Origin of the sequence: Phenylobacterium deserti (assembly GCF_003254705.1) — a bacterium.
Classification (GTDB): domain Bacteria; phylum Pseudomonadota; class Alphaproteobacteria; order Caulobacterales; family Caulobacteraceae; genus Phenylobacterium; species Phenylobacterium deserti.
Genome location: NZ_QFYR01000002.1, coordinates 212,460 through 230,700 on the forward strand (window position 1 = coordinate 212,460; position 18,241 = coordinate 230,700).

Consider the following 18,241-nt stretch of genomic DNA (forward strand, 5'->3'; position numbering starts at 1 on the left):
GAAAACCGGGATTATCAGAACGATTGTACGGTCGTGCGCGACGCGTGAAAATCGGCTAGGAACGCCTCGTGAAAGAGAGCGCAGCCGCCACTCCGCAGGGCCGCCTGATCACCGCGGTGCTGGATATCCTGATGGCCGAAGGCGTGCGAGGCGTGAGCGCGCGCGCCCTGGCCGAACGAGCGGGGGCAAGCGCCTCAGCGGTGAACTACCATTTCGGAGGGCGCGAAGGCCTGCTGGCGGCGGCGTTCGAACACGCGTCCCGTCAGGCGGCGGAGTGGCGGACGCGGGTCCTGGCCGCCGCGCCGGAAGCGGCGCCTCCGGAGAGCCTGGCTTCGTGGCTGCAGGCTTTGATTCAGGACCTCTGCCGTCAGCGTTCGCCGATCCTGGCGGTGCGCGAGTTCCGACAGCTCGCGGCGCGGATGCCGTCATTGCGAGCCACGGCCGCCAGGGATCAGGCTGCGGCCGACGCCTTCTGGTCTGAGGTCTGCGCGCGATCCGGCCTTCCGGAGAGATGCGGGGCGACGCTGTCGGACTTCGCGGCGGGCGCAACGCTGGTGCATGGCCCGGAGGCCGATTGGATCCAGGAATTGCCGTGGCTGTCGCAGACCTGCATGCGGTTCGCGGCTCGGCTCTCCGGGCGGCGGGCGGACCTGCCGGGGTGGGATGGCTGGCGGGCCAACGCCGAGCGCCGGGGCGCGGCGAGCGCGGGCGACTGGCGCCCGCCGACATCGGAGGCCGCGGTGCGCATGCTGGACGCGGCGATCGAGATCGTCGGACTGCATGGCGTCGAGGGGCTGACTCACCGGGCGGTGGCTCAGGTCGCGACGGCCTCCCTGGCCAACGTCACCCACCACTTTCCGAGCCAGGCCAGTCTGGTCCACGCGACCTTCCGGTGCCTGCATGAGCGCGCCACGGAGGAGGGGGCCTCCAACCGCCGGGCTTCGCCATCCAGCTTGTCCCCGCGGACCATCGCGGACTCCTTCGTAGACTTCCTTCTCAAACCGGGCGGCGACCTCCATCCGGCCGCAACCGCCTTGGAGGAGTTGATCCTGTTCTCCGCTCGCGAACCTGAGCTGGCGGGCGTGGCGCGACAGCTCCGCGCCGGGCGCGGTGAAGGATCGATGCGATTGCTGGACGAGATGGTCCAGGCCGGCGATGCGCTTGATCGCCTGGACGCCCACATGATCTCGACCCTGCTGATGGGCTCGATCCGAGGCGTCTATGGCTTGGAGCCACTGGAACGCGACGCGTGGCTCAGACCGCGTGCGCGGATGAACCTTGAAGGATTGTTCGGCGCAGGAGCGGCCAGCGACGCTGGTGAAGGCTGCGTCTCGGCCGTTCGCTAGCCGTCGCTGCCAGGGTGTCTGGTTAAGGCTGGGCGCAGATGTCGCCTTACAGGGTAGAAAACCCACTGCAGTAGCTTCGATCATTCCATGCTCGCCGACTGCGCAGGGGAACTGCGTGCCGCCTGTACCGGAAAGGTCCAATTCCAAGCTGGAGGTCGATCTTCGCTATCCACCCATGACCGACGTTCAGCAGACCAAGTGAGGCGCGCCACTCCAGGCAGGCGGAATGTCTGCTTCTGGACCGAGCGCGAATGTCGGCTTCTGGCGCTGAGCTGTCGTCGCACACCGTCATCGGAGTGTCGTCACTCGCAAATATGAAACGTTTCACTTCCTGAGCGGAGCGAGACGTATGACGAGATCTGATTACCTCATTTCGGCCGGTCTGACCGTTGCGCTGTGCGGCGGCAGTCCGGCTGCGGCGCAGGTCCAGCCGGAGGAACTGGAGGCGGTGGTGGTCACCGCGCAGCGGTTCGGCTCTGGACTGACGCGGGCCAGCGCCGCGCTGGGCGCCGATGACATCCGCGCCCGACCCCTCGGCGCCGACATCACCCAAAGCCTGGTCAAGATTCCCGGGGTACAGGTCTCAACAGGTGACAGTCGCGGCGGCAGCTTCTCGTTCGAACTCTATATGCGCGGGCTCACCGACGAGCAGATCGGCTTGACGATCGATGGCGTGCCGACCGGCGACAGCCGCTTCAACGGGGGCTCGCCGCCGCAACGGTTCATCGAGAGCAGCAACATCGGCCGCATCGATGTCTCGCAGAGCGCCGGCGACATCGGAGCGCCGTCGCGCTTCGCGCTGGGCGGGTTCATCGACTTCGTCACGGACGATCCGCGGCGGCAGGCCGGGAGCGCCGCCGAGGCCGGTGCCGGATCCTACGATTTCCGCCGGGTGTATGGCCGTCTGGACACCGGCGAGTTCGCCGGCCTTTCCGCCTACCTGTCGGCCTCGCACCAGGAGAATGATGTGTGGGCCGGCCGCCGCAGCCGCGGCTCCGAGCGCGATCACATCGAGATCAAGGCCTTGAAGCGATTCGAAGGCGGCTCCACGATCCGCGCACGCGTGTCCTACAACGACCAGGTCGACAACGACTTCAACATCGTCACGCTCGGGGAATTCCAGGCGGCGCCGGGCAGCGACCGGGCGACCGACGTGATCAGCGGCATACCGGCAAGGGACGTCGACTTCGGCGGCGCGCTGGGCGGCGCGCGGCATGACCTCCTGGCCTACGTCAACGTGGATCTGAAGCTCGGGGAGGCGGTCAGCGTCGCGTTCAACCCGTACTATCAGACGCTGGAGGGCGAATCCTTCCGCTACCAGGACCGGTCGCGCGTGCTGACAGGCGGCGATCCGCGAAGAGTGACCGGCTATGGCGCCACCGGGGGCGCGCAGCGGCCAGCCCTCACCACCTTGCGCAACAGCAACGCAGTCGGCGGACCGGCAGACATGCGGGTCACGCCGCGTGACCGGGAACGCTACGGCGTCACGAGCGAGATCCGCGCCGCCTTCGGCCGCCACAACCTGCGCGCGGGCGGCTGGTGGGAGGGCGGCGACTCCAGTGAACGGCGCAACTTCTACCCGATCATCAATCCGGCCCAGGGCATCACCTACGACCGCGACCGGCTGAGCTATGTCGAGTACGAGCGGACAGCGTCGGTGGAAACCACCATGTTCTACGTGCAGGACGAGGTGCGGGCGTTCGGAGACCGGCTGAAGCTTGACCTCGGAGCCACCTGGTACGACGTCGCCTATGACGCGCGCTCGCCTTTAGAGTACCGGGCCAACGTCAAGTTCTCGCAGAACTCCGACCTCAACCCCAAGATCGGCGCGGCCTGGACGCTCGGCCGCGGCTTCGAGCTGTTCGGCGGCTGGGCCCGGAACTTCGCGGGGATTCCGGAGGACGCTTTCCTAGGATCGACCGCCGTGATCCGCCCAGGCGACCTGGAACCCGTTCGAACCGAGAACCTGGACGCGGGAGTGCGCTTCGTCTCCGACCGTGCGGCTTTCCTGCTGCAGGCCTATCACGTGGACCTCAAGAACAACGTCGGGATCGTTCCGCGCGACTCGACGGCGGCGCTCGAGCCGGACGAAGTGGTCCGGGGCAATGTCGCGACCCGAGCCGCCAACATCGCCGGCCAGGTCAATCGGGGCGTGGAGCTCTCCAGCTTCTACGACTTCGGCGCGGTCGACCTCTACGCGGCCTATGCCTACCAGGACGCCAAGCACGAGGATCCTGCGCCGGGCAGCGCGGCACGGCGCGCGCTGGCCTCGGTCGGCGTGATCGGCGGGAAGCGGGTGCGCGACATTCCCGAGCACAGCCTGTACGCGCAGGCCGGCTGGAAGCCGACGTCCGCCCTGCGTCTTGAGCTGAACGTGCGCTACGTCGGCGAACGGGTCGGCGGCCACATCATTGAGCCGGTCACGTTCCGCGAGGCCGGCGTGGAGACGATCGACGCCTATACAGTCGCGGGTCTGATGGCCGCCTATGACTTCCGGCCGGCGGGCGGCCCTGATCTGCGGCTGCAGGTCAACGTGGACAACCTGTTCGACGAGGCCTTCCTCGGCGCCGTCAGCGGGTCGACGGCGACCCAACCGGAGTTCGGCCTGCAGACGGGAGCGACGGTCCGCACGCTGGACCGCTATTTCGTCGGCGCGCCGCGAACCGTCACCGTTTCATTGCGGGCGCAGTTCTGATCCGGAAGCGTTGACAGGGGATTGGCGAGGCTCCACCGGGGAAACTCGGCGGCAGGAGGGGCGAATGTCCAAGGGGGATGCGCCAGCGGGAAGGGCGTCTGTCCGGCCTACGCTGAAGGAGGTGGCGAAGGCTGCGGGCGTATCGCTGGCCAGCGCCTCCTATGCCGTGAACGGCGCCGGTTCAGTGGGGGAGGCCACGCGAGCCCATGTGCTCAAGGTGGCCGCCGAGCTCGGCTACCGGCCGAACGCGAGCGCCAAGGCGATGAAGACTGGGCGCACTCACGCCATCGGCCTGATCGTGCCGGATCTGACCAATCCCTTCTTCCCCAGTCTGGCGCAGGTCGTGATCCAGGCGGCGCGGGCGCAGGGCTACAGCGTTCTGCTCACCGATACCGAAGGTTCGCCCCAGTCTGAACTGACAGCCGTGGATCTGCTGGTCCGTCAGGGCGTCGACGGCGTCGTGTGGTTCCCGATCGATGACACGGGGCCGGTGCAACGCCTCATTCGCGGCGTGCCAGCGGTTGTGCTGGACCGCGCGCTGGACGGCTACGATGTGGTTCAGGCGGACTATGCCCAGGGCGGGGCGCTGGCGGCGGACCATCTGCTTGATCTCGGTCACACACGCATCGGTGTGATCACTGGGCCCTATGCCGCATCCAGCGCCCGGCAGCGGGCCGAGGCGGCTATCGCGCGGATCCAGGCGCGTGGAAGCTTGGCTTGGACCGTCAGCAACGCCTTCTCCGTGGACCTCGAGCCGGACGTGCGGACGGCCTTGGCCTCGAGCACGGCCACGGGGATCATCTGCGGCGCAGACCTGATCGCCATCGGCGCGATGCGCGAGCTGCGGCGCATTGGCGTGCCTGTACCGGAGCAGGTGTCGGTGATCGGGTTCGACGACATCCCCTGGGCGCAGTGGCACGCGCCGGCCCTTTCCACCATCGAGATGCCCGTCGAGGAGATGGGCGAGGCTGCGGTCGAGCGGCTGCTTCATCGGATGGCCAACCCGCAGGAGCCGCACCGTCGTCTGGTGTTCAAGGTCGGACTCGCCGCGCGCGAGTCGACGGGACCTTCCCCGCCGTGAGATGGGCGCGACTGGGTCTGTCGCTGGCGATCTCCCTCGTCGCGTCCGCCGGCTGGGCGCAGCCTTTCGTGAGGCTCGAGGCGCGCCTCGCCCTGGGCCCCGGCGTGGGCGAGCCGCCGTTCGGCGGGATTTCGGGCGCTGACTATGACCGGCGCTCAGGAACCTGGGTCCTGATCAGCGATGACAAGTCGGAGCATGGGCCCGCCCGGCTTTACGCCGCTTCCATGCGGTTGGCCGCGGGCGTGGTCCGGTTCGAGCCTGGTCCGTGGACTGCGCTCCGCCCGTCCGTCGGCGACTTTGGCCCGCCGGGCTCAGGGAAGGAGGCGCCGGACGGCGAGGCCGTGCGCCTTGATCCCCGCGGCGGGCTGGTCTGGGCCAGCGAAGGCGACCCCGATCACGGACGCCCGGCGCGGATCCGGCGGAGCGGCGCGGACGGCGCGGTGAGGGAGGCGCCACTGCCGCGGCAGTTCCGTTTCGACCCGTCCGGCCGGCGCGGCCCTCGGCGCAACGCGGTCATCGAAGGCCTCAGTTGGAGCGCCGACGGCCGCGACCTCTGGGTCTCGCTGGAGGGGCCTTTGATTGAAGACGGCCCGCCGGCCAGCTCGGACCAAGGCGCCATGGTGCGTCTGTCTCGACTCAGCCGCCACGGGCGCGTGCTGGCCCAGTACGCCTATCCGATCGACCGTGCCGCGGAACGTCCGCCAGCGGGCCGGAACGCCGACAACGGCGTAAGCGAGATCCTCGCCGTCGATGCGCATCGGTTGCTGGTGCTGGAGCGGTCCGGCGTTCAGGGCCCAAGCGGCCGCTACACGTTCCACATCCGGCTCTATCTCGCCGACGTCTCGCAGGCGGACGATGTTCGAAGACGGCGGGCCCTGGCCGGTCCCGTCGTGCGGTCGGTCCGCAAGACCCTGCTTCTGAACTTCGACGAGCTTGAGGGGCCGGGAGTCGGCAACCTCGAGGCCATGGCCTGGGGGCCGCGACTGGTCGATGGCGCTCCCTCGCTGATCCTCTTCTCGGACAACAATTTCGAAGTCGGCACACCGACCCGGCTGGTTGTTCTGCGCTTCGGGAACTGCGCCCCGGGCCGGATTGACCGAAACGTCCGGCGCCGGTCTCCGCCATGGGACGTCCCCCGCCAGCAACGAACCACTCCGCGCGACCGTGTCCGAAGTTGTCCGCCGGCCACCGGCGGCAGATCGAGAGGTCCGGCTCAGGCCGCAAGCGGCTCGACACAGACAGATGATGGCCGCGTCACAGGTTCGTTGCAGATTGATGCGACGGAGCGCGCCGATGAGCCAGGCGGCGTTGCAAGCATCCCTGTCCGCACCGGGCCTCCGCGACGGAGCGAGCAGCTTCGCCGACCTGGCGCGGCGGTTACGCGGTCCGCTGATCCGCTACTTCGTGCGCCGCCTGGGCCCTTCGTGCGAGCCCGAGGAGATGGTCCAGGAGCTCTTCCTGCGCCTGCTTCGCCGCCCCGACCTGACCGCGCTGGACAACGTCGACGGCTATGTCTTCGAAGCCGCGGCGAACCTCTGCCGTGACAAGGCCCGGCGCAACCGCAGCTGGCCGGAGCCGGCCCGCCTCGACCTGCAGGGCCTGGACGCCACGGACGACGCGCCGGGCGCGGAGCAGGTGGTGGGCGGGCGCCAGAACCTGGCCCGCGTGCGCTCGGCCCTGCGCGCCCTGCCGGCGCGCACCCGCACGGTCGTGATCCTTCGGCGCTTCGAGGACATGAGCCACGCCGAGATCGCCGCACGTCTGCGCATCTCGGTCAGCGCCGTCGAGAAGCACCTTGCGCGCGCCATGATCGTGCTGCGCGATGCGCTGCAGGAGACGGGCGGATGAGGTGGCGGCGGAAAACGGCGGCGGCGCCGTGCGAGCCCGCGGCCGAGTGGTTCGCCCGCTGCGACGCCGGCGCCCTGTCGGACGAGCAGCAGGCGGAGTTGGCCGACTGGACGCGCTCCCCGGAGAACGCCCGCGCGCTGCACGAAGTGGAGGCCGCCTGGGCGGACCTGAAGGCGGCCGCGGCGGATCCGGACCTGCTGACCCTGCGCGCCCAGGCGCTGCAGACCGCGTCCGGCGTCGACCGCCGTCGGCTGATGGCGGGGCTGGCGGGCGCGGGGGCGGCGGCCGGGGCGGGCGGAGGGGCCCTAGTCTTCGCCACCGCCGCAGCGGCGACGATATCGACAGGCGCGGGAGAGCGCCTCGTTGCGCCTCTGCCGGACGGCTCCTCCGTGACGCTTGCGCCCCTGAGCCGTCTGAAGCTCGATTTCGGCGGCGAACGCCGACAAGTGCGGTTGATGGCGGGCCAGGCCTGGTTCGAGGCCCGGCATTTGGCGGGCGCGCCGTTCGTTGTCGTGGCGGGCGAGGGCGCCGCCCGCTGCCCCGGCGGGCGTTTCCAGGTCACACTAGGCCCGGGCGGGCCTGAGGTGCTTTCGGAGACGGCGTCCCTCTCTGTTACGATCCGCCGTGGGGCCGCCCCCTTGCGGGTGACGGGGGGCGAGGTGCTCACCGGGCCGGCTCGCCTCCGAAAGCTCGGACCCACGGAGGTCGAGCGCGCCACCGCGTGGCGCGAGGGCCTCCTCGTGTTCGACGACTGGCCGCTGGGCGAGGTCGCCGCGGCCTTCAACCGGTACTCGGCGGACCGGCTGGTGGTGGCGGACGCCGCCGCCGCGACGCGGGTGTCCGGCGCCTTCCGCTATGAGGGGGCGCGCGACTTCGCGCAGGCGCTGTCCTCCCTTGGGCTGCAGGTCCGGCAAGTCGACACAGCCTTGTGGCGAGTAGAGCCGCCTCCGGGCGGCCGGGTTGAGGGTGGTGACGCGGCTTCCATGAAATTTTCGCGACAGGATGAGGCTTCGCCAGCGCCCTGAGTTCCTGGGTTCGACGGTCACCGACCGGAACTGTTGGGGCGAACACCATGACGAGCTTCTTTTCGTGCGGCGGGCTCCTCCGTCGCAGCCTTCTGGCCTGCTGCGCGGGCGCGGCGCTGATGACGGCCCACGCCGCTGCCGCGCAGGGCGCTGAACGGCCCGGGCCGATCGCCATCGACAGCCAGCCCCTGGGTTCGGCTTTGACCGCCCTGGCCCGCCAGGCTGACGTCCAGGTGCTGTTTGCGCCCTCGCTGGTGCGGGGACGGCAGGCGGGCCGTGTGTCCGGGAACTTCGAACCGCGCGAGGCGCTGCGCCAGCTCCTGGTCGGAACCGGGCTGAGGGCCACGCCGACGGGCGAGCGCACCTACACCATCACCGCAGAGACCGCCGCCGCACCCTCCGTGATGGAGGAGCTGGTGGTGACCGCCCAGAAGCGCGCCGCGGCCATCGAGGATGTGCCGGTGGCCGTCGCCGTGGTCGACGGCGAGGACGCCACGCGCCGCAACATCACCAGCGTCACCGACCTCGTGGACGAGGTGGCGGGCCTTTCGGTGAATTATGCGTTCGGCGGCACCAACTACGGCTTGATCAGCATTCGCGGGATCGGCGGAGCCGACGACTACAAGCCAAACGGCAACCCGTCGGTGGCGCTTCACGTGGACGGCGTCTACCAGACGTCCAACGCCTACCTCGGCATGCCGCTCTTCGACCTCGAACGGATCGAGATCCTGAAAGGGCCGCAGGGAACCCTCTACGGCCGCAACACCACGGCGGGCGTCATCAACGCCATCACCCGGGGACCGGGCGATCAGGTGGAGGGCCGCGCCCGGGCCGAGTACGGCAGCTACGACTACGTGGCTTTCGAAGCGGCCGTCGGCGGCCCCGTGACCGATCGGGTGGGCCTGCGGCTCGCGGTGCTCGCGGAAGCCGGCGGCGGCTTCATGGACGGGGCCGGGGCGGGCCTGCTGGCGGGCTTCCGCCCCTCCGTTCGCGGCGTGGTCCAGACCCAGGTTCCGCCGCTCGTGAACCCCGGCCGCCGCGAGGGCTTCGGCGACAAGAACCTCGTCGCCGGGCGTGGAACCCTTTCGGTGGCCTTCGCGCCCGAGACCGAGCTCACCTTGAAGCTGTTCGGCAGCCGCGACCGCGGCGACACGCGCCAGTATGACCGCATCGCGCGCAGCCTGGACGCCACCCTCGCCAACGCCGGCGAGAACGCCGACCCCTACGAGTTCTACTCGGTCGCCTATCCGAGCCATGAGATCGACATCTACGGCGGCTCCGCGATGCTGGAGCACCGCGTCCGCGAGAACCTGAACTTCACGGCGGTGGGCGGCTGGCAGGGCTCCCAACGGGCCGTCCAGGGCAACGGCGACGGCTCGCCCTATCCCGCCTCGCAGTTCGACGCCGACGAGACGCTCAGCCAGGCTTCGCTGGAGCTTCGTCTGAGCGATGAGACGGGCGGCCGTCTCGACTGGCTGGTGGGTGGCTTCTTTGTCCGCGACGAGGTGGACTTCGACACCAACTGGATCAGCTATTCCGCCCTGACGATCTACGACAACCTGCATCAGCAGGAGCGCGACAGCCTCGCCGCTTTCGGTCAGGCGGACTACCGGCTGACCTCGCGGCTGCAACTGTCCGCCGGCCTGCGCTACACCCGCGACACGGCGAGCTACCGGGGTCGGAACGTGGACCGGAACCCCTGGGGCATCAGCACCTTCACCACGACCTTCGCCACCACCAATCCCTTCGTCTGGGACGAGGATTTCGAGGACGACAACGTCTCCGGCCGCCTCACGCTGAAGTACGACGTGACGTCGGACCTGAACGTCTTCGTGTCGGCGGGCACGGGCTATCGCGGCGGGGGCTTCGACGGCACCTCGATCTTCACGGTCGCCGAGACCCAGCCGTTCGCGTCCGAGACGGTGGACGCCTACGAGGCGGGCCTGCGGTGGACCACCTCGCGCCTGCGGGTTTCGCTCGACGCGTTCCGGTACCGGTTCAAGGAGCTGCAGGCCACCACCCGGCTGTCCAACGACACCAACGGGCGGGCCAACGTGGGCCGTGCGCGCAGCGACGGCGCCGAAATCACCATCGGGGCCGAACTGTTCCGCACCGGGCGTCAGAGCTTCTACCTCGACGCAAGCGCGACCTTCCTCGACACCGAGGTGCTGTCCTTCAGCTCGAACCGCGTGGCGGAGGTTTTGCAGACCGTCGGCGATCCCCTGCCGGGCGCCCCCGACGTGTCGGCCACCTTGGCCCTCAACCACCACCTGGAGTTGGCCGGCGATTGGCGGCTCGACAGCCGGCTGGGGGTCACCCACCACGGCGAGGAGTCGAACCGCTTGAACGCCAGTCCGGGCAACACGGCGCCGGCCTATACCCTGGTGAATGCCCGGGTGGAGCTGACCGCGCCCGGAGACTGGTCGCTCTACGCCTATGGCCGCAACATCACCGACGAGGTGTACTTTCCGGAGCTGAACGGCGCGGCTCGCCTGGTCGGCGCGCCGGCGACCTATGGCGTGGGCGCCCGGTTCGCGTTCTAAACCCACCAGCGGCGGCCTGCCTCAGGCGGGCCGTCGCAGGGAGACGCAGCATGGCCCTTCGCCGACGAACCCTCATCGGATCCGCCCTTGGCGCCGCCCTCCCGGGGGGCGCGGCGGGGCAGTCGAACATCGACTGGCGCGGCATCCCGCGGCTGATGCAAGGCCCGGTGCTGGGCCCTTGCGGACCCGACGAGGCGAGCATCTGGACGCGCAGCAGCGGCCCCTTCGCCACAGCGATCGAATTCGCCCCCGATCCGGGCTTCTCGGGGTCGCGGCGAACCACCCCGCGCACCGCCCGAAGGGGCGAGGACTTCGTGCTCGTTCACCGGCTGGAGGGCCTGCAGCCGGCGACGACCTACCACTACCGGGTGCTGGTGGACGGCCGGCCCAACCCGGACGACGCGGGTCATGAGCCCTTCCGCCTGACCACCGCACCCGTCCTCCCGTCCCGATTCCGGTTGGCCTTCGGGTCGTGTGCGCGGCGGGCGCGCTACCCGGTGCAGCCCATATGGCGCGCCATCGAGGCGGCCCGTCCCGACCTTTTCGTATGGGCCGGCGATGCGGTCTACGCCGACACGCCCGAGCCCGAGATCCTCGCGGAGGAGTACCGCCGCCAACGCGACCTGCCGGAGATCCGCCGGTTCATGGCCACCACGCCCCAGCTGGCGATCTGGGACGACCACGACTACGGCCTGAACGACCACGACCGCCGCCACCCCGGCAAGGTGGAGGCGTTGAACACCTTCCGCCGCTACTGGCCCAATCCGGAGCTCGGCGTGCAGAATGCGCTGGGCGCGTTCTTCCGGTGGTCCTACGGCGGCGTGGACTTCTTTTTTCTCGACGTGCGCTTCCACCGCGATCCCAACGACCAGCCGGACGGGCCCAGCAAGACGATGCTTGGCGCGGTGCAGCGGCGCTGGTTGTTGGACGGACTGGCGGCAAGCCGCGCGACCTTCAAGGTCTTGGTGTCCGGCTCCGGCTGGAACGACAGCAAACCGGAAGGCGCCGACTCCTGGGCCTCCTACACCTTTGAACGGGACTTGATCCTCAACGAGATCACCAGACGCGGGGTGACGGGCGTGCTGCTGCTGTCTGGCGACACTCACTATGGCGAGTTGAACTGCCTGCCGTGGTCGGAGCGCGGCGGCTACGATCTTTACGAGCTGGTGTCCTCGCCGCTCGCCCAGGACACCGTCGACCTCTACCTCGCCGCGCGCCCCATACTGCGGGTGCGACAGGCGTTCTCGGGCGACGTGAACTTCGGCTTGTTAGACTTCGACCTTGCGCCGCCGGATCCCACCGTCGGGCTCGAACTGCGGGACGAAGGGGGTCATGCCGTGTGGCCGCCTGTTCAGCTGCGTGCGTCGGAGCTCACTCCGGGCCGTAAGACCTGGCCCCAGAAGATCGACGCTCTTTCGCGCGAGCGCTGGAACCGCGCCCAAGCTGGACGCGCCTATTATTGAGCTTTGTTCGGATGTGGCTTCCCGAAACAGCAGCCTCTGCGTCTGCGCGCAGAGAGGCAGAGCACTGTCCAGGTTGTGCATTGTAATCTTTGAGATGCTCGCCAAACGGCTGCCAGGGCCTACACCGCCACGGCGGCACCGAGGGGAGAGACTCAGCCTGAAGTGCACCCAGATGTCCGCTCTGGGTGTCGAGCGGACTTTCGGAATGTCCGCTTACCGGATGATACGGGCGTCTACCTTGTCTCGTGCTCCATCGCGGCCGCCGCCAGATCTGCGCCGTGGGGCAGACGGCCGTCAGCTTTCCGTTCGCTATAGCGGTCGACCAGGTAGTCAGAACGGTCCCGCGTCAGCAGGGTAAACTTGTAGAGTTCCTCCATCACGTCCACGACGCGGTTGTAGTAGGCGGAGGGCTTCATGCGACCGTCCCGCTCGAACTCCTGAACGCCTTGGCGACGGAGGACTGGTTCGGGATCGTGATCATCCGCATCCAGCGGCCGAGAAGGCGCAGGGTGTTCACGGCGTTGAACGACTGCGAACCTCCACTGACCTGCATGACCGCGAGCGTGCGTCCCTGGGTTGGGCGCACGCTACCGACTTCCAGCGGAATCCAGTCGATCTGCGCCTTCATGATGCCGGTGATGGCCCCGTGGCGCTCGGGGCTGCACCAGACCTGGCCTTCCGACCACATCGAGAGCGCTCGCAGTTCCTGCACTTTCGGATGATCCGGCGAGACGGAGTCCGGCAGCGGCAGGTCGCGCGGATCGAAAATGCGGGTCTCGGCGCCGAGGCGTTGCAGGATGCGCGCCGCCTCCTCGGTCAACAGGCGGCTGTAGGACCGTTCCCGCAGCGAACCGTAGAGCAGCAGGATGCGCGGCGGATGCGTCGAGATCCTCGGCGGCGCAAGCTTCTCCAGCGTCGGCGTGTCGAGGTACTGCGCCTCAAGGGCGGGAAAGTCGGTCATCGGCGCACCTCACGCAGCGACTTTAGTCTGTCGCATTGTTCCTGTATTGTCGAAATATGGAAACCAAGTCCGCCGTCGCAAGCCTCGGCGCTCTGGCGCACGAAGGCCGGCTCTCGACCTTCCGCCTGCTCGTTCAGGCGGGCCCGCAAGGCCTGGCTGCGGGCGAGATCGCCCGGCGCTTGGGCGTGCTGCCGAACACCCTCTCCGCCAGCCTCAACGTGTTGAGCCATGCCGGCCTGATCGAGCCACGCCGCCAAGGCCGGTCGATCATCTACACGGCGCGATACGACGCGATGCGCGAGCTGCTCGCCTTCCTGATGGAAGACTGCTGCAGCGGCTCGCCGGAGATCTGTGCGCCGCTCGCCGCCATCGCCAGCCAGGCGTGCTCAGCGGAAGGCGCCTGCGCCTGATGAGTCTCGTTCCTCCCGCGCCGGCCGCTGGTGCGAAAGCCATGTCCCGCTTCGAGCGCTTCCTCACCCTCTGGGTGGCGCTCTGCATCGTGGCAGGCGTCGGCTTGGGGCATCTGTTCCCGGCTGTGTTCCAGGCCATTGGCTCCGCCGAGCTCGCCAAGGTGAACCTGCCGGTGGCGGTGCTCATCTGGCTGATGATCATCCCCATGCTCATGAAGGTCGACTTCGGCGCGATGCGCCAGGTCGGCCAGCACTGGCGCGGCATCGGCGTGACCTTGTTCGTGAACTGGGCGGTAAAGCCGTTCTCGATGGCGGCGCTGGGCGCCGTCTTCATCAGCGACCTGTTCCGGCCCTACCTCCCGGCTGGGGAAATCAACAGCTACATCGCCGGCCTGATCCTGCTGGCGGCCGCGCCCTGTACGGCCATGGTCTTCGTCTGGAGCAATCTCACCCGAGGCGAGCCGCACTTCACCCTCAGTCAGGTGGCGGTGAACGACGCCATCATGGTGGTCGCCTTCGCGCCCATCGTAGGCCTGCTGCTCGGGCTCTCCGCCATCACGGTGCCTTGGGAGACGCTGTTGCTGTCGGTGGGGCTCTACATCATCGCGCCGGTCGTGCTCGCCCAGCTGGTCCGTTCCACGCTGCTGAAGCGGGGCGGCGAGCCTGAGCTGCAACGCGTGCTCGGTCGGATCGGCCCGCTCTCCCTGACCGCACTGCTGGCGACGCTGGTGCTGCTGTTCGGCTTTCAGGGCGAACAGATCCTCGCCCAGCCGGCGATCATCGCCATGCTCGCGGTGCCGATCCTGATCCAGGTCTACGCCAACTCGGCCATCGCCTATCTGCTCAACCGCGCGACGGGTGAAGCGCACTGCGTCGCCGGTCCCTCGGCCCTGATTGGCGCAAGCAACTTCTTCGAACTGGCGGTCGCCGCCGCGATCAGCCTGTTCGGCTTCTCGTCGGGCGCGGCCTTGGCGACGGTCGTGGGCGTGCTGATCGAGGTGCCGGTGATGCTGACCATCGTCGCGATCGTGAACCGGTCCAAAGGCTGGTACGAGCGCGACGCGGCCGTTCAACGGGTGGCGGCGCGTTGCGCCCCGCCAATCACGAGGTGAACTGCATGTCCGACTTCCCGATCACCATCTTCCACAACCCGGCCTGTGGCACGTCGCGCAACACGGTCGCCATGGTGAAGGCCGCCGGCTACCAGCCTGAGGTCGTTCAGTACCTTCAGGCCGGCTGGACCAAGCCTCAGCTGCAGGAGTTGCTGAACGCTATGGGCGCGAGGCCCCGCGACATCCTGCGCGAGAAGGGCACGCCGGCCGCCGAACTCGGCCTGCTCGATCCGAGCGTTAGCGACGACACGATCCTCGACGCCATGACCCAGCAGCCGATCCTGGTGAATCGGCCGATCGTGGTGACGCCCAAGGGCGTGAGGCTCTGCCGCCCCTCCGAGGCGGTGCTGGACCTGCTGGAGCGCAGACCCGCCAGCTTCACCAAAGAGGACGGCGAAGGGGTCCGACTCTAGCCCGCGATGTCGGCTTCTAGGCGGGAGCCAAAGTCCGCTACCGACCCATGGCGGACCTTCGCGGTACGGCTTCCATCGTGGGATGAACGATCTGCTCGCCGACGCGCAGCGGCTTCTGGCCGAAACGGGAGCTACAGGCGGTAGCGGTCTGGTGGCTGCGCTGGAGCGCCTGCGAACGGGGCCGGGCCCTGTACGCGGTCACCACCCCTCGAGCGACAGGTGGTGACGCGTTGGCCCTACGGCTCAGCGGTTTGGGCCGCCTCGATTTCCTGGGTTGCCGGGGCCGGTGCCGGGACCGTCGTTCATCGGCGGGTTGCCTGGCGGCTGCGGGTCGGGGCCGTTGCCGACGCCGTTGTTGCCCCGGACGATGCCGCCGCCGCCCGAAGCGGCGATCGCTGGCGAGCTCATGCTGGTGGACAGCAGCGCGGTCATGGCTGGCGGCACGATCACGGCAAGCTTGCCAGCTGTGGACAGGAATGCGCGGCGATCCGCCGTCGCATCTGCGAGTTGTTTCTCAATATTCATCCCAAAACCCCAAACAGCGAAAACCACGGGGACCTGCAGTGTTCTCACAGTCCCGGCCGTCAACCTTAGGTGGGCTGGCGTTGTTCCTCGTGTGGGCGAAGGTTTATTGCAACCTCAGGCGAGGCCTGCCGCCGCAGGTAGATCTTGCGTCCGTTCATCAGGAACCGGCCATTGCGACCTCGTGGTGTCGCGGGAGGTTCGCTAAGCGCGACTAGATCGGCGAGAAGGCAGGCTTCACCGCGGCGAGCGTGGACATGCAGCTGATGACCCGTAACGGACGTTCCGCAGAGCAGGTCACCCACGTTGCACCGGTCGCGTTCAGAGATGGCCAGGGTCACGGGCGAACCTCTATACCGAGCGCCTTCGGCGGAGGATCGTCGAACGCCCGCTAACCACCCATAGACGTCCGCAGGGCAGGTGAGGGCGGCCGAACGGGCGCTTGAAGGTCCGCTTTTGGAAGAGACGCTAATATCTGCTTCTGGCGCTTAGCCGCTGGTTGCTCCGGCCAGTCCCAGGATGGCGGCTGGCACGAGCAGATCCTCCGAACCGCCTAGGCTCAGGCCGATGTCGGACTCGGCTTCAGGCTCAAGTCTGGCGTCATCGAGAAGCCAGTCTATGAGCGTCAGCCGCTCGCTTGCTGGCTCGAGGGCGCCTCCGGGCGGTTCGCTGAGGAGGCGATCAAGCAGTTCGCCAAGCGGCTCCGCGAACCCGTTACGGCGGGCCGGCAAACCGAGGTGACTGCGGGAGCAATCGGCCCCCGCCGACCGGAGCCGACGCCGGTGTTGCGTTCTCAGTTCGGAGGCCACCTGGAGCCTGCCTTGCTTGTGTTGCGGGAAGCGCTTGCCGTCGGGACGGGCTGTCGCGCCATCTTGCGCGGGTCTCAGAAGAAGCCGCCGTTTGCGAAGACGAGCTGGCCGTTGATCCATTCGCCGTCGCCGGAGCACAGCGCGGCGATTACGTTGGCGACGTCCTCGGGCTCGCCGATGCGCCCGTAGGGGATCTGCTCCGCCGCCATCCGCCGGACCTGCGGCGGAACGCGGAACAGGTCGGTGTTCGTCGGGCCGGGGGCGATCGCGTTGACCGAGATGCGACGGCCAGCCAGCTCCTTCGCCAGCGAACCGGCGAACATTTCCTGAGCGGCTTTCGTGGCGGCGTAAGGGCCGTGGGTGGCGCGCTTCTGGGTCATCGAGGTGGAGGCGAGGGCGATGATGCGGCCGCCGTCCCGGGTTCGACGGGCCGCTTCGCGCAGGACGTTGAAGCTTCCCTTGAGGTTGGTGGCGATCATCCGGTCGAAGCCCTGGTCCGTCATCTGCGCCATGGGCGCCACGTTCATGATGCCGGCATTGCTGACCACCACGTCGACGCCGCCGAAAGCTTGCTCGTTTGCATCGAACAAGCTGCGCACCGCGCTCGGGTCGGCGACGTCGGCCTGCCGGGAGATGGCGCGTCCGCCGGCGGCCTCGATGCTCCTGACCACCCCAGCCGCCAATTCGGCGTTCGTCAGGTAGTTCACGGTGACGAAGTACCCGTCGCGCGCCAGGCGCCGGGCGGTGGCCGCGCCGATACCCCGGGAGGAGCCGGTGACCAGGGCGACGCGGGGGGCGCCCGCTCGCGGCGGAGCGGCGTCTAAGCGGGTCGACGGTCGGGACTGTGCGGACGCGGCTCCGGCGGCAAGCGCCGGCGCTCCGGCAGCTGCAAGGGCGAGCAAGGCGCGGCGGGAGGTGTCAGTCATGGGAAATAGCCTGTTGCTGAAGGACGGCCGATGGGCCGGCGGGCCCCGCTCCGAGGCGGGACGTTTGGGGGAGGGCGGCTCAGAACCGGTAGGCGAGGGCGACGCCTGCGGTCGGCTGCCAGCGGCTCCCGGCATCGACGATCGGACTGTCCGCGGCGTCCCCCACCAGGTAGACGGCGCCCGCCCGGCCGATCACGCCGAGGCTCGGGGTGAACCAGTAGCCTGCGGTCACCCCGAGACCGAGGTCGCGCATCCCGTGCCCGGCGCTGTAGGCGGGCAGGCCGCTTCGCACGCTTTCGACATCCGAGACGCCGAAATAGGTCGTGGCGTAGTCCGCGTCCGCCCAGGTCGCCTGAACATCGAACGAGAGGACGTAGTCCGGCCTGCGGACCGCGGCGTAGCTGGCGCTCGCCGTCATCAGCAGGCCGTCGTGCACGCCGGAGACGTCGTGGAGGAGCGTGAGTTCTGTGAGCACCGAACCTTGGCCGGCCGAGTCGCCGCCGAACTGGTAACCCACGAACGCCCCCGCTTCGATCGCGGTGTCCAACTCAGAAAGCTGTCCGACGGGCCCGTCGGCGTCGGTCCGCGAGAGCCGTCCGCTTACGACGGGCCCGAACGATAGCCGTGAATCCGACGCCAGGTCTGCGCGCGCCTGCAGCCCGCGAAGGTGAAAGTCGGCGCCGCCCAGATCGACAGTTCCGAAGGCGAAGGGAATGGCCCGGACGCTATCGGCGCCGTCGAAGTCCGGCGCCATGCCGACGCCAACCGCCACGACGCCCTGCGGCGCGCCATCGGCAGGCGATGTTTGCGCCGACGCTTCGGCGGCCGGCAGGCTCAGTCCGCCAGCCGCGGCGATAAGCAGGAAGGCGCGGATGTTCGGCCGCGAGCGATCCCCGTCGGAGTCCCAGGCCGGCACCTCGATCTCGATCGTTGCGGTTGGCGGCGCGCCGTGGGGTTTTGCCCCGGGGTTTCGGCGGGAGGCGGGTCTGCGCATCGTTGGCTCCACGTTTGAGTGAAGCCATTGTCCCGGAGCCCCGGCTGGACCGCGCGCCTGAAGCCCGACAAAACTTGCCCGATCCTCCGGGAT

At 68.8% G+C, this 18,241-nt stretch carries 13 protein-coding genes and 2 pseudogenes; 11 read left to right on the plus strand and 4 right to left on the minus strand.

The features are described from left to right. Positions 1–68 precede the first annotated feature (68 nt). From DJ018_RS10715 to DJ018_RS10750, 8 genes and pseudogenes are all read left to right on the plus strand, one after another. Complete coding sequence (locus tag DJ018_RS10715; protein WP_111514948.1) at positions 69–1,346, plus strand: TetR/AcrR family transcriptional regulator; 1,278 nt, start codon at positions 69–71, stop codon at positions 1,344–1,346. A gap of 349 nt (positions 1,347–1,695) precedes the next feature. Beyond that, the gene (locus tag DJ018_RS10720; protein ID WP_111514949.1) at positions 1,696–4,041 is read left to right on the plus strand and encodes a TonB-dependent receptor; all 2,346 of its coding nucleotides are present in this window, start codon (positions 1,696–1,698) and stop codon (positions 4,039–4,041) included. Between the two features lie 64 nt (positions 4,042–4,105). Further along, positions 4,106–5,122, plus strand: coding sequence for a LacI family DNA-binding transcriptional regulator (locus DJ018_RS10725; RefSeq protein ID WP_111514950.1), 1,017 nt, complete (start codon positions 4,106–4,108; stop codon positions 5,120–5,122). A gap of 104 nt (positions 5,123–5,226) precedes the next feature. Continuing rightward, positions 5,227–6,141: pseudogene (locus DJ018_RS19640) on the plus strand (esterase-like activity of phytase family protein); the annotation flags it as partial. Positions 6,142–6,415: 274 nt separating this feature from the next. Then, positions 6,416–6,970, plus strand: coding sequence for an RNA polymerase sigma factor (locus tag DJ018_RS10735; RefSeq protein ID WP_111514952.1), 555 nt, complete (start codon positions 6,416–6,418; stop codon positions 6,968–6,970). After that, positions 6,967–7,995 (plus strand): FecR family protein, encoded by a 1,029-nt coding sequence (locus DJ018_RS10740; protein ID WP_111514953.1) that lies wholly within the window; start codon positions 6,967–6,969, stop codon positions 7,993–7,995. Before DJ018_RS10735 ends, DJ018_RS10740 begins: the two co-directional genes overlap by 4 nt. A 47-nt stretch (positions 7,996–8,042) precedes the next feature. Then, positions 8,043–10,538, plus strand: a complete 2,496-nt coding sequence (locus DJ018_RS10745) for a TonB-dependent receptor (RefSeq protein WP_111514954.1) — start codon at positions 8,043–8,045, stop codon at positions 10,536–10,538. A 50-nt stretch (positions 10,539–10,588) separates the two neighbouring features. Then, the gene (locus DJ018_RS10750) at positions 10,589–12,001 is read left to right on the plus strand and encodes an alkaline phosphatase D family protein (RefSeq protein ID WP_111514955.1); all 1,413 of its coding nucleotides are present in this window, start codon (positions 10,589–10,591) and stop codon (positions 11,999–12,001) included. Positions 12,002–12,234: 233 nt separating this feature from the next. Here the strand turns inward: DJ018_RS10750 and arsH are convergent. Further along, a pseudogene (arsH, locus tag DJ018_RS10755) lies at positions 12,235–12,962 on the minus strand (arsenical resistance protein ArsH). Positions 12,963–13,018: 56 nt separating this feature from the next. Here arsH and DJ018_RS10760 point away from each other — a divergent pair. Genes DJ018_RS10760 through arsC form a run of 3 tightly spaced genes read left to right on the plus strand, consistent with a single transcriptional unit; the run spans position 13,019 to position 14,897 of the window. Beyond that, positions 13,019–13,372, plus strand: a complete 354-nt coding sequence (locus tag DJ018_RS10760; protein ID WP_111514956.1) for an ArsR/SmtB family transcription factor — start codon at positions 13,019–13,021, stop codon at positions 13,370–13,372. A 41-nt stretch (positions 13,373–13,413) separates the two neighbouring features. Beyond that, the gene (gene arsB / locus DJ018_RS10765) at positions 13,414–14,484 is read left to right on the plus strand and encodes an ACR3 family arsenite efflux transporter (protein ID WP_111514957.1); all 1,071 of its coding nucleotides are present in this window, start codon (positions 13,414–13,416) and stop codon (positions 14,482–14,484) included. Positions 14,485–14,489: 5 nt separating this feature from the next. After that, positions 14,490–14,897 (plus strand): arsenate reductase (glutaredoxin), encoded by a 408-nt coding sequence (gene arsC, locus DJ018_RS10770; protein ID WP_111514958.1) that lies wholly within the window; start codon positions 14,490–14,492, stop codon positions 14,895–14,897. Positions 14,898–15,140: 243 nt separating this feature from the next. Here arsC and DJ018_RS10775 read toward each other — a convergent pair whose 3' ends face one another. The 3 genes from DJ018_RS10775 to DJ018_RS10790 all read right to left on the minus strand — a co-directional run bounded on the left by DJ018_RS10775 (position 15,141) and on the right by DJ018_RS10790 (position 18,148). Continuing rightward, positions 15,141–15,422, minus strand: a complete 282-nt coding sequence (locus tag DJ018_RS10775) for a hypothetical protein (protein WP_133254270.1) — start codon at positions 15,420–15,422, stop codon at positions 15,141–15,143. 880 nt (positions 15,423–16,302) lie between these two features. After that, positions 16,303–17,154: an SDR family oxidoreductase gene (locus DJ018_RS10785; RefSeq protein WP_111514961.1), complete on the minus strand. Its 852-nt coding sequence runs from the start codon at positions 17,152–17,154 to the stop codon at positions 16,303–16,305. Positions 17,155–17,233: 79 nt separating this feature from the next. Then, entirely contained in the window at positions 17,234–18,148 is a 915-nt protein-coding gene (locus DJ018_RS10790; protein WP_111514962.1) for a MipA/OmpV family protein, read from the minus strand. Positions 18,149–18,241: the final 93 nt, after the last annotated feature.

Excerpts from the sequence above, each read along its gene's own strand:
- DJ018_RS10720 (WP_111514949.1), top strand. The coding sequence starts at position 1,696 with ATGACGAGATCTGATTACCTCATTTCGGCCGGTCTGACCGTTGCGCTG.
- DJ018_RS10725 (WP_111514950.1), top strand. The coding sequence starts at position 4,106 with ATGTCCAAGGGGGATGCGCCAGCGGGAAGGGCGTCTGTCCGGCCTACG.
- DJ018_RS10735 (WP_111514952.1), top strand. The coding sequence starts at position 6,416 with ATGAGCCAGGCGGCGTTGCAAGCATCCCTGTCCGCACCGGGCCTCCGC.
- DJ018_RS10740 (WP_111514953.1), top strand. The coding sequence starts at position 6,967 with ATGAGGTGGCGGCGGAAAACGGCGGCGGCGCCGTGCGAGCCCGCGGCC.
- DJ018_RS10745 (WP_111514954.1), top strand. The coding sequence starts at position 8,043 with ATGACGAGCTTCTTTTCGTGCGGCGGGCTCCTCCGTCGCAGCCTTCTG.
- DJ018_RS10750 (WP_111514955.1), top strand. The coding sequence starts at position 10,589 with ATGGCCCTTCGCCGACGAACCCTCATCGGATCCGCCCTTGGCGCCGCC.
- DJ018_RS10760 (WP_111514956.1), top strand. The coding sequence starts at position 13,019 with ATGGAAACCAAGTCCGCCGTCGCAAGCCTCGGCGCTCTGGCGCACGAA.
- arsB (WP_111514957.1), top strand. The coding sequence starts at position 13,414 with ATGTCCCGCTTCGAGCGCTTCCTCACCCTCTGGGTGGCGCTCTGCATC.
- arsC (WP_111514958.1), top strand. The coding sequence starts at position 14,490 with ATGTCCGACTTCCCGATCACCATCTTCCACAACCCGGCCTGTGGCACG.
- DJ018_RS10775 (WP_133254270.1), bottom strand. The coding sequence starts at position 15,422 with ATGAATATTGAGAAACAACTCGCAGATGCGACGGCGGATCGCCGCGCA.
- DJ018_RS10785 (WP_111514961.1), bottom strand. The coding sequence starts at position 17,154 with ATGACTGACACCTCCCGCCGCGCCTTGCTCGCCCTTGCAGCTGCCGGA.
- DJ018_RS10790 (WP_111514962.1), bottom strand. The coding sequence starts at position 18,148 with ATGCGCAGACCCGCCTCCCGCCGAAACCCCGGGGCAAAACCCCACGGC.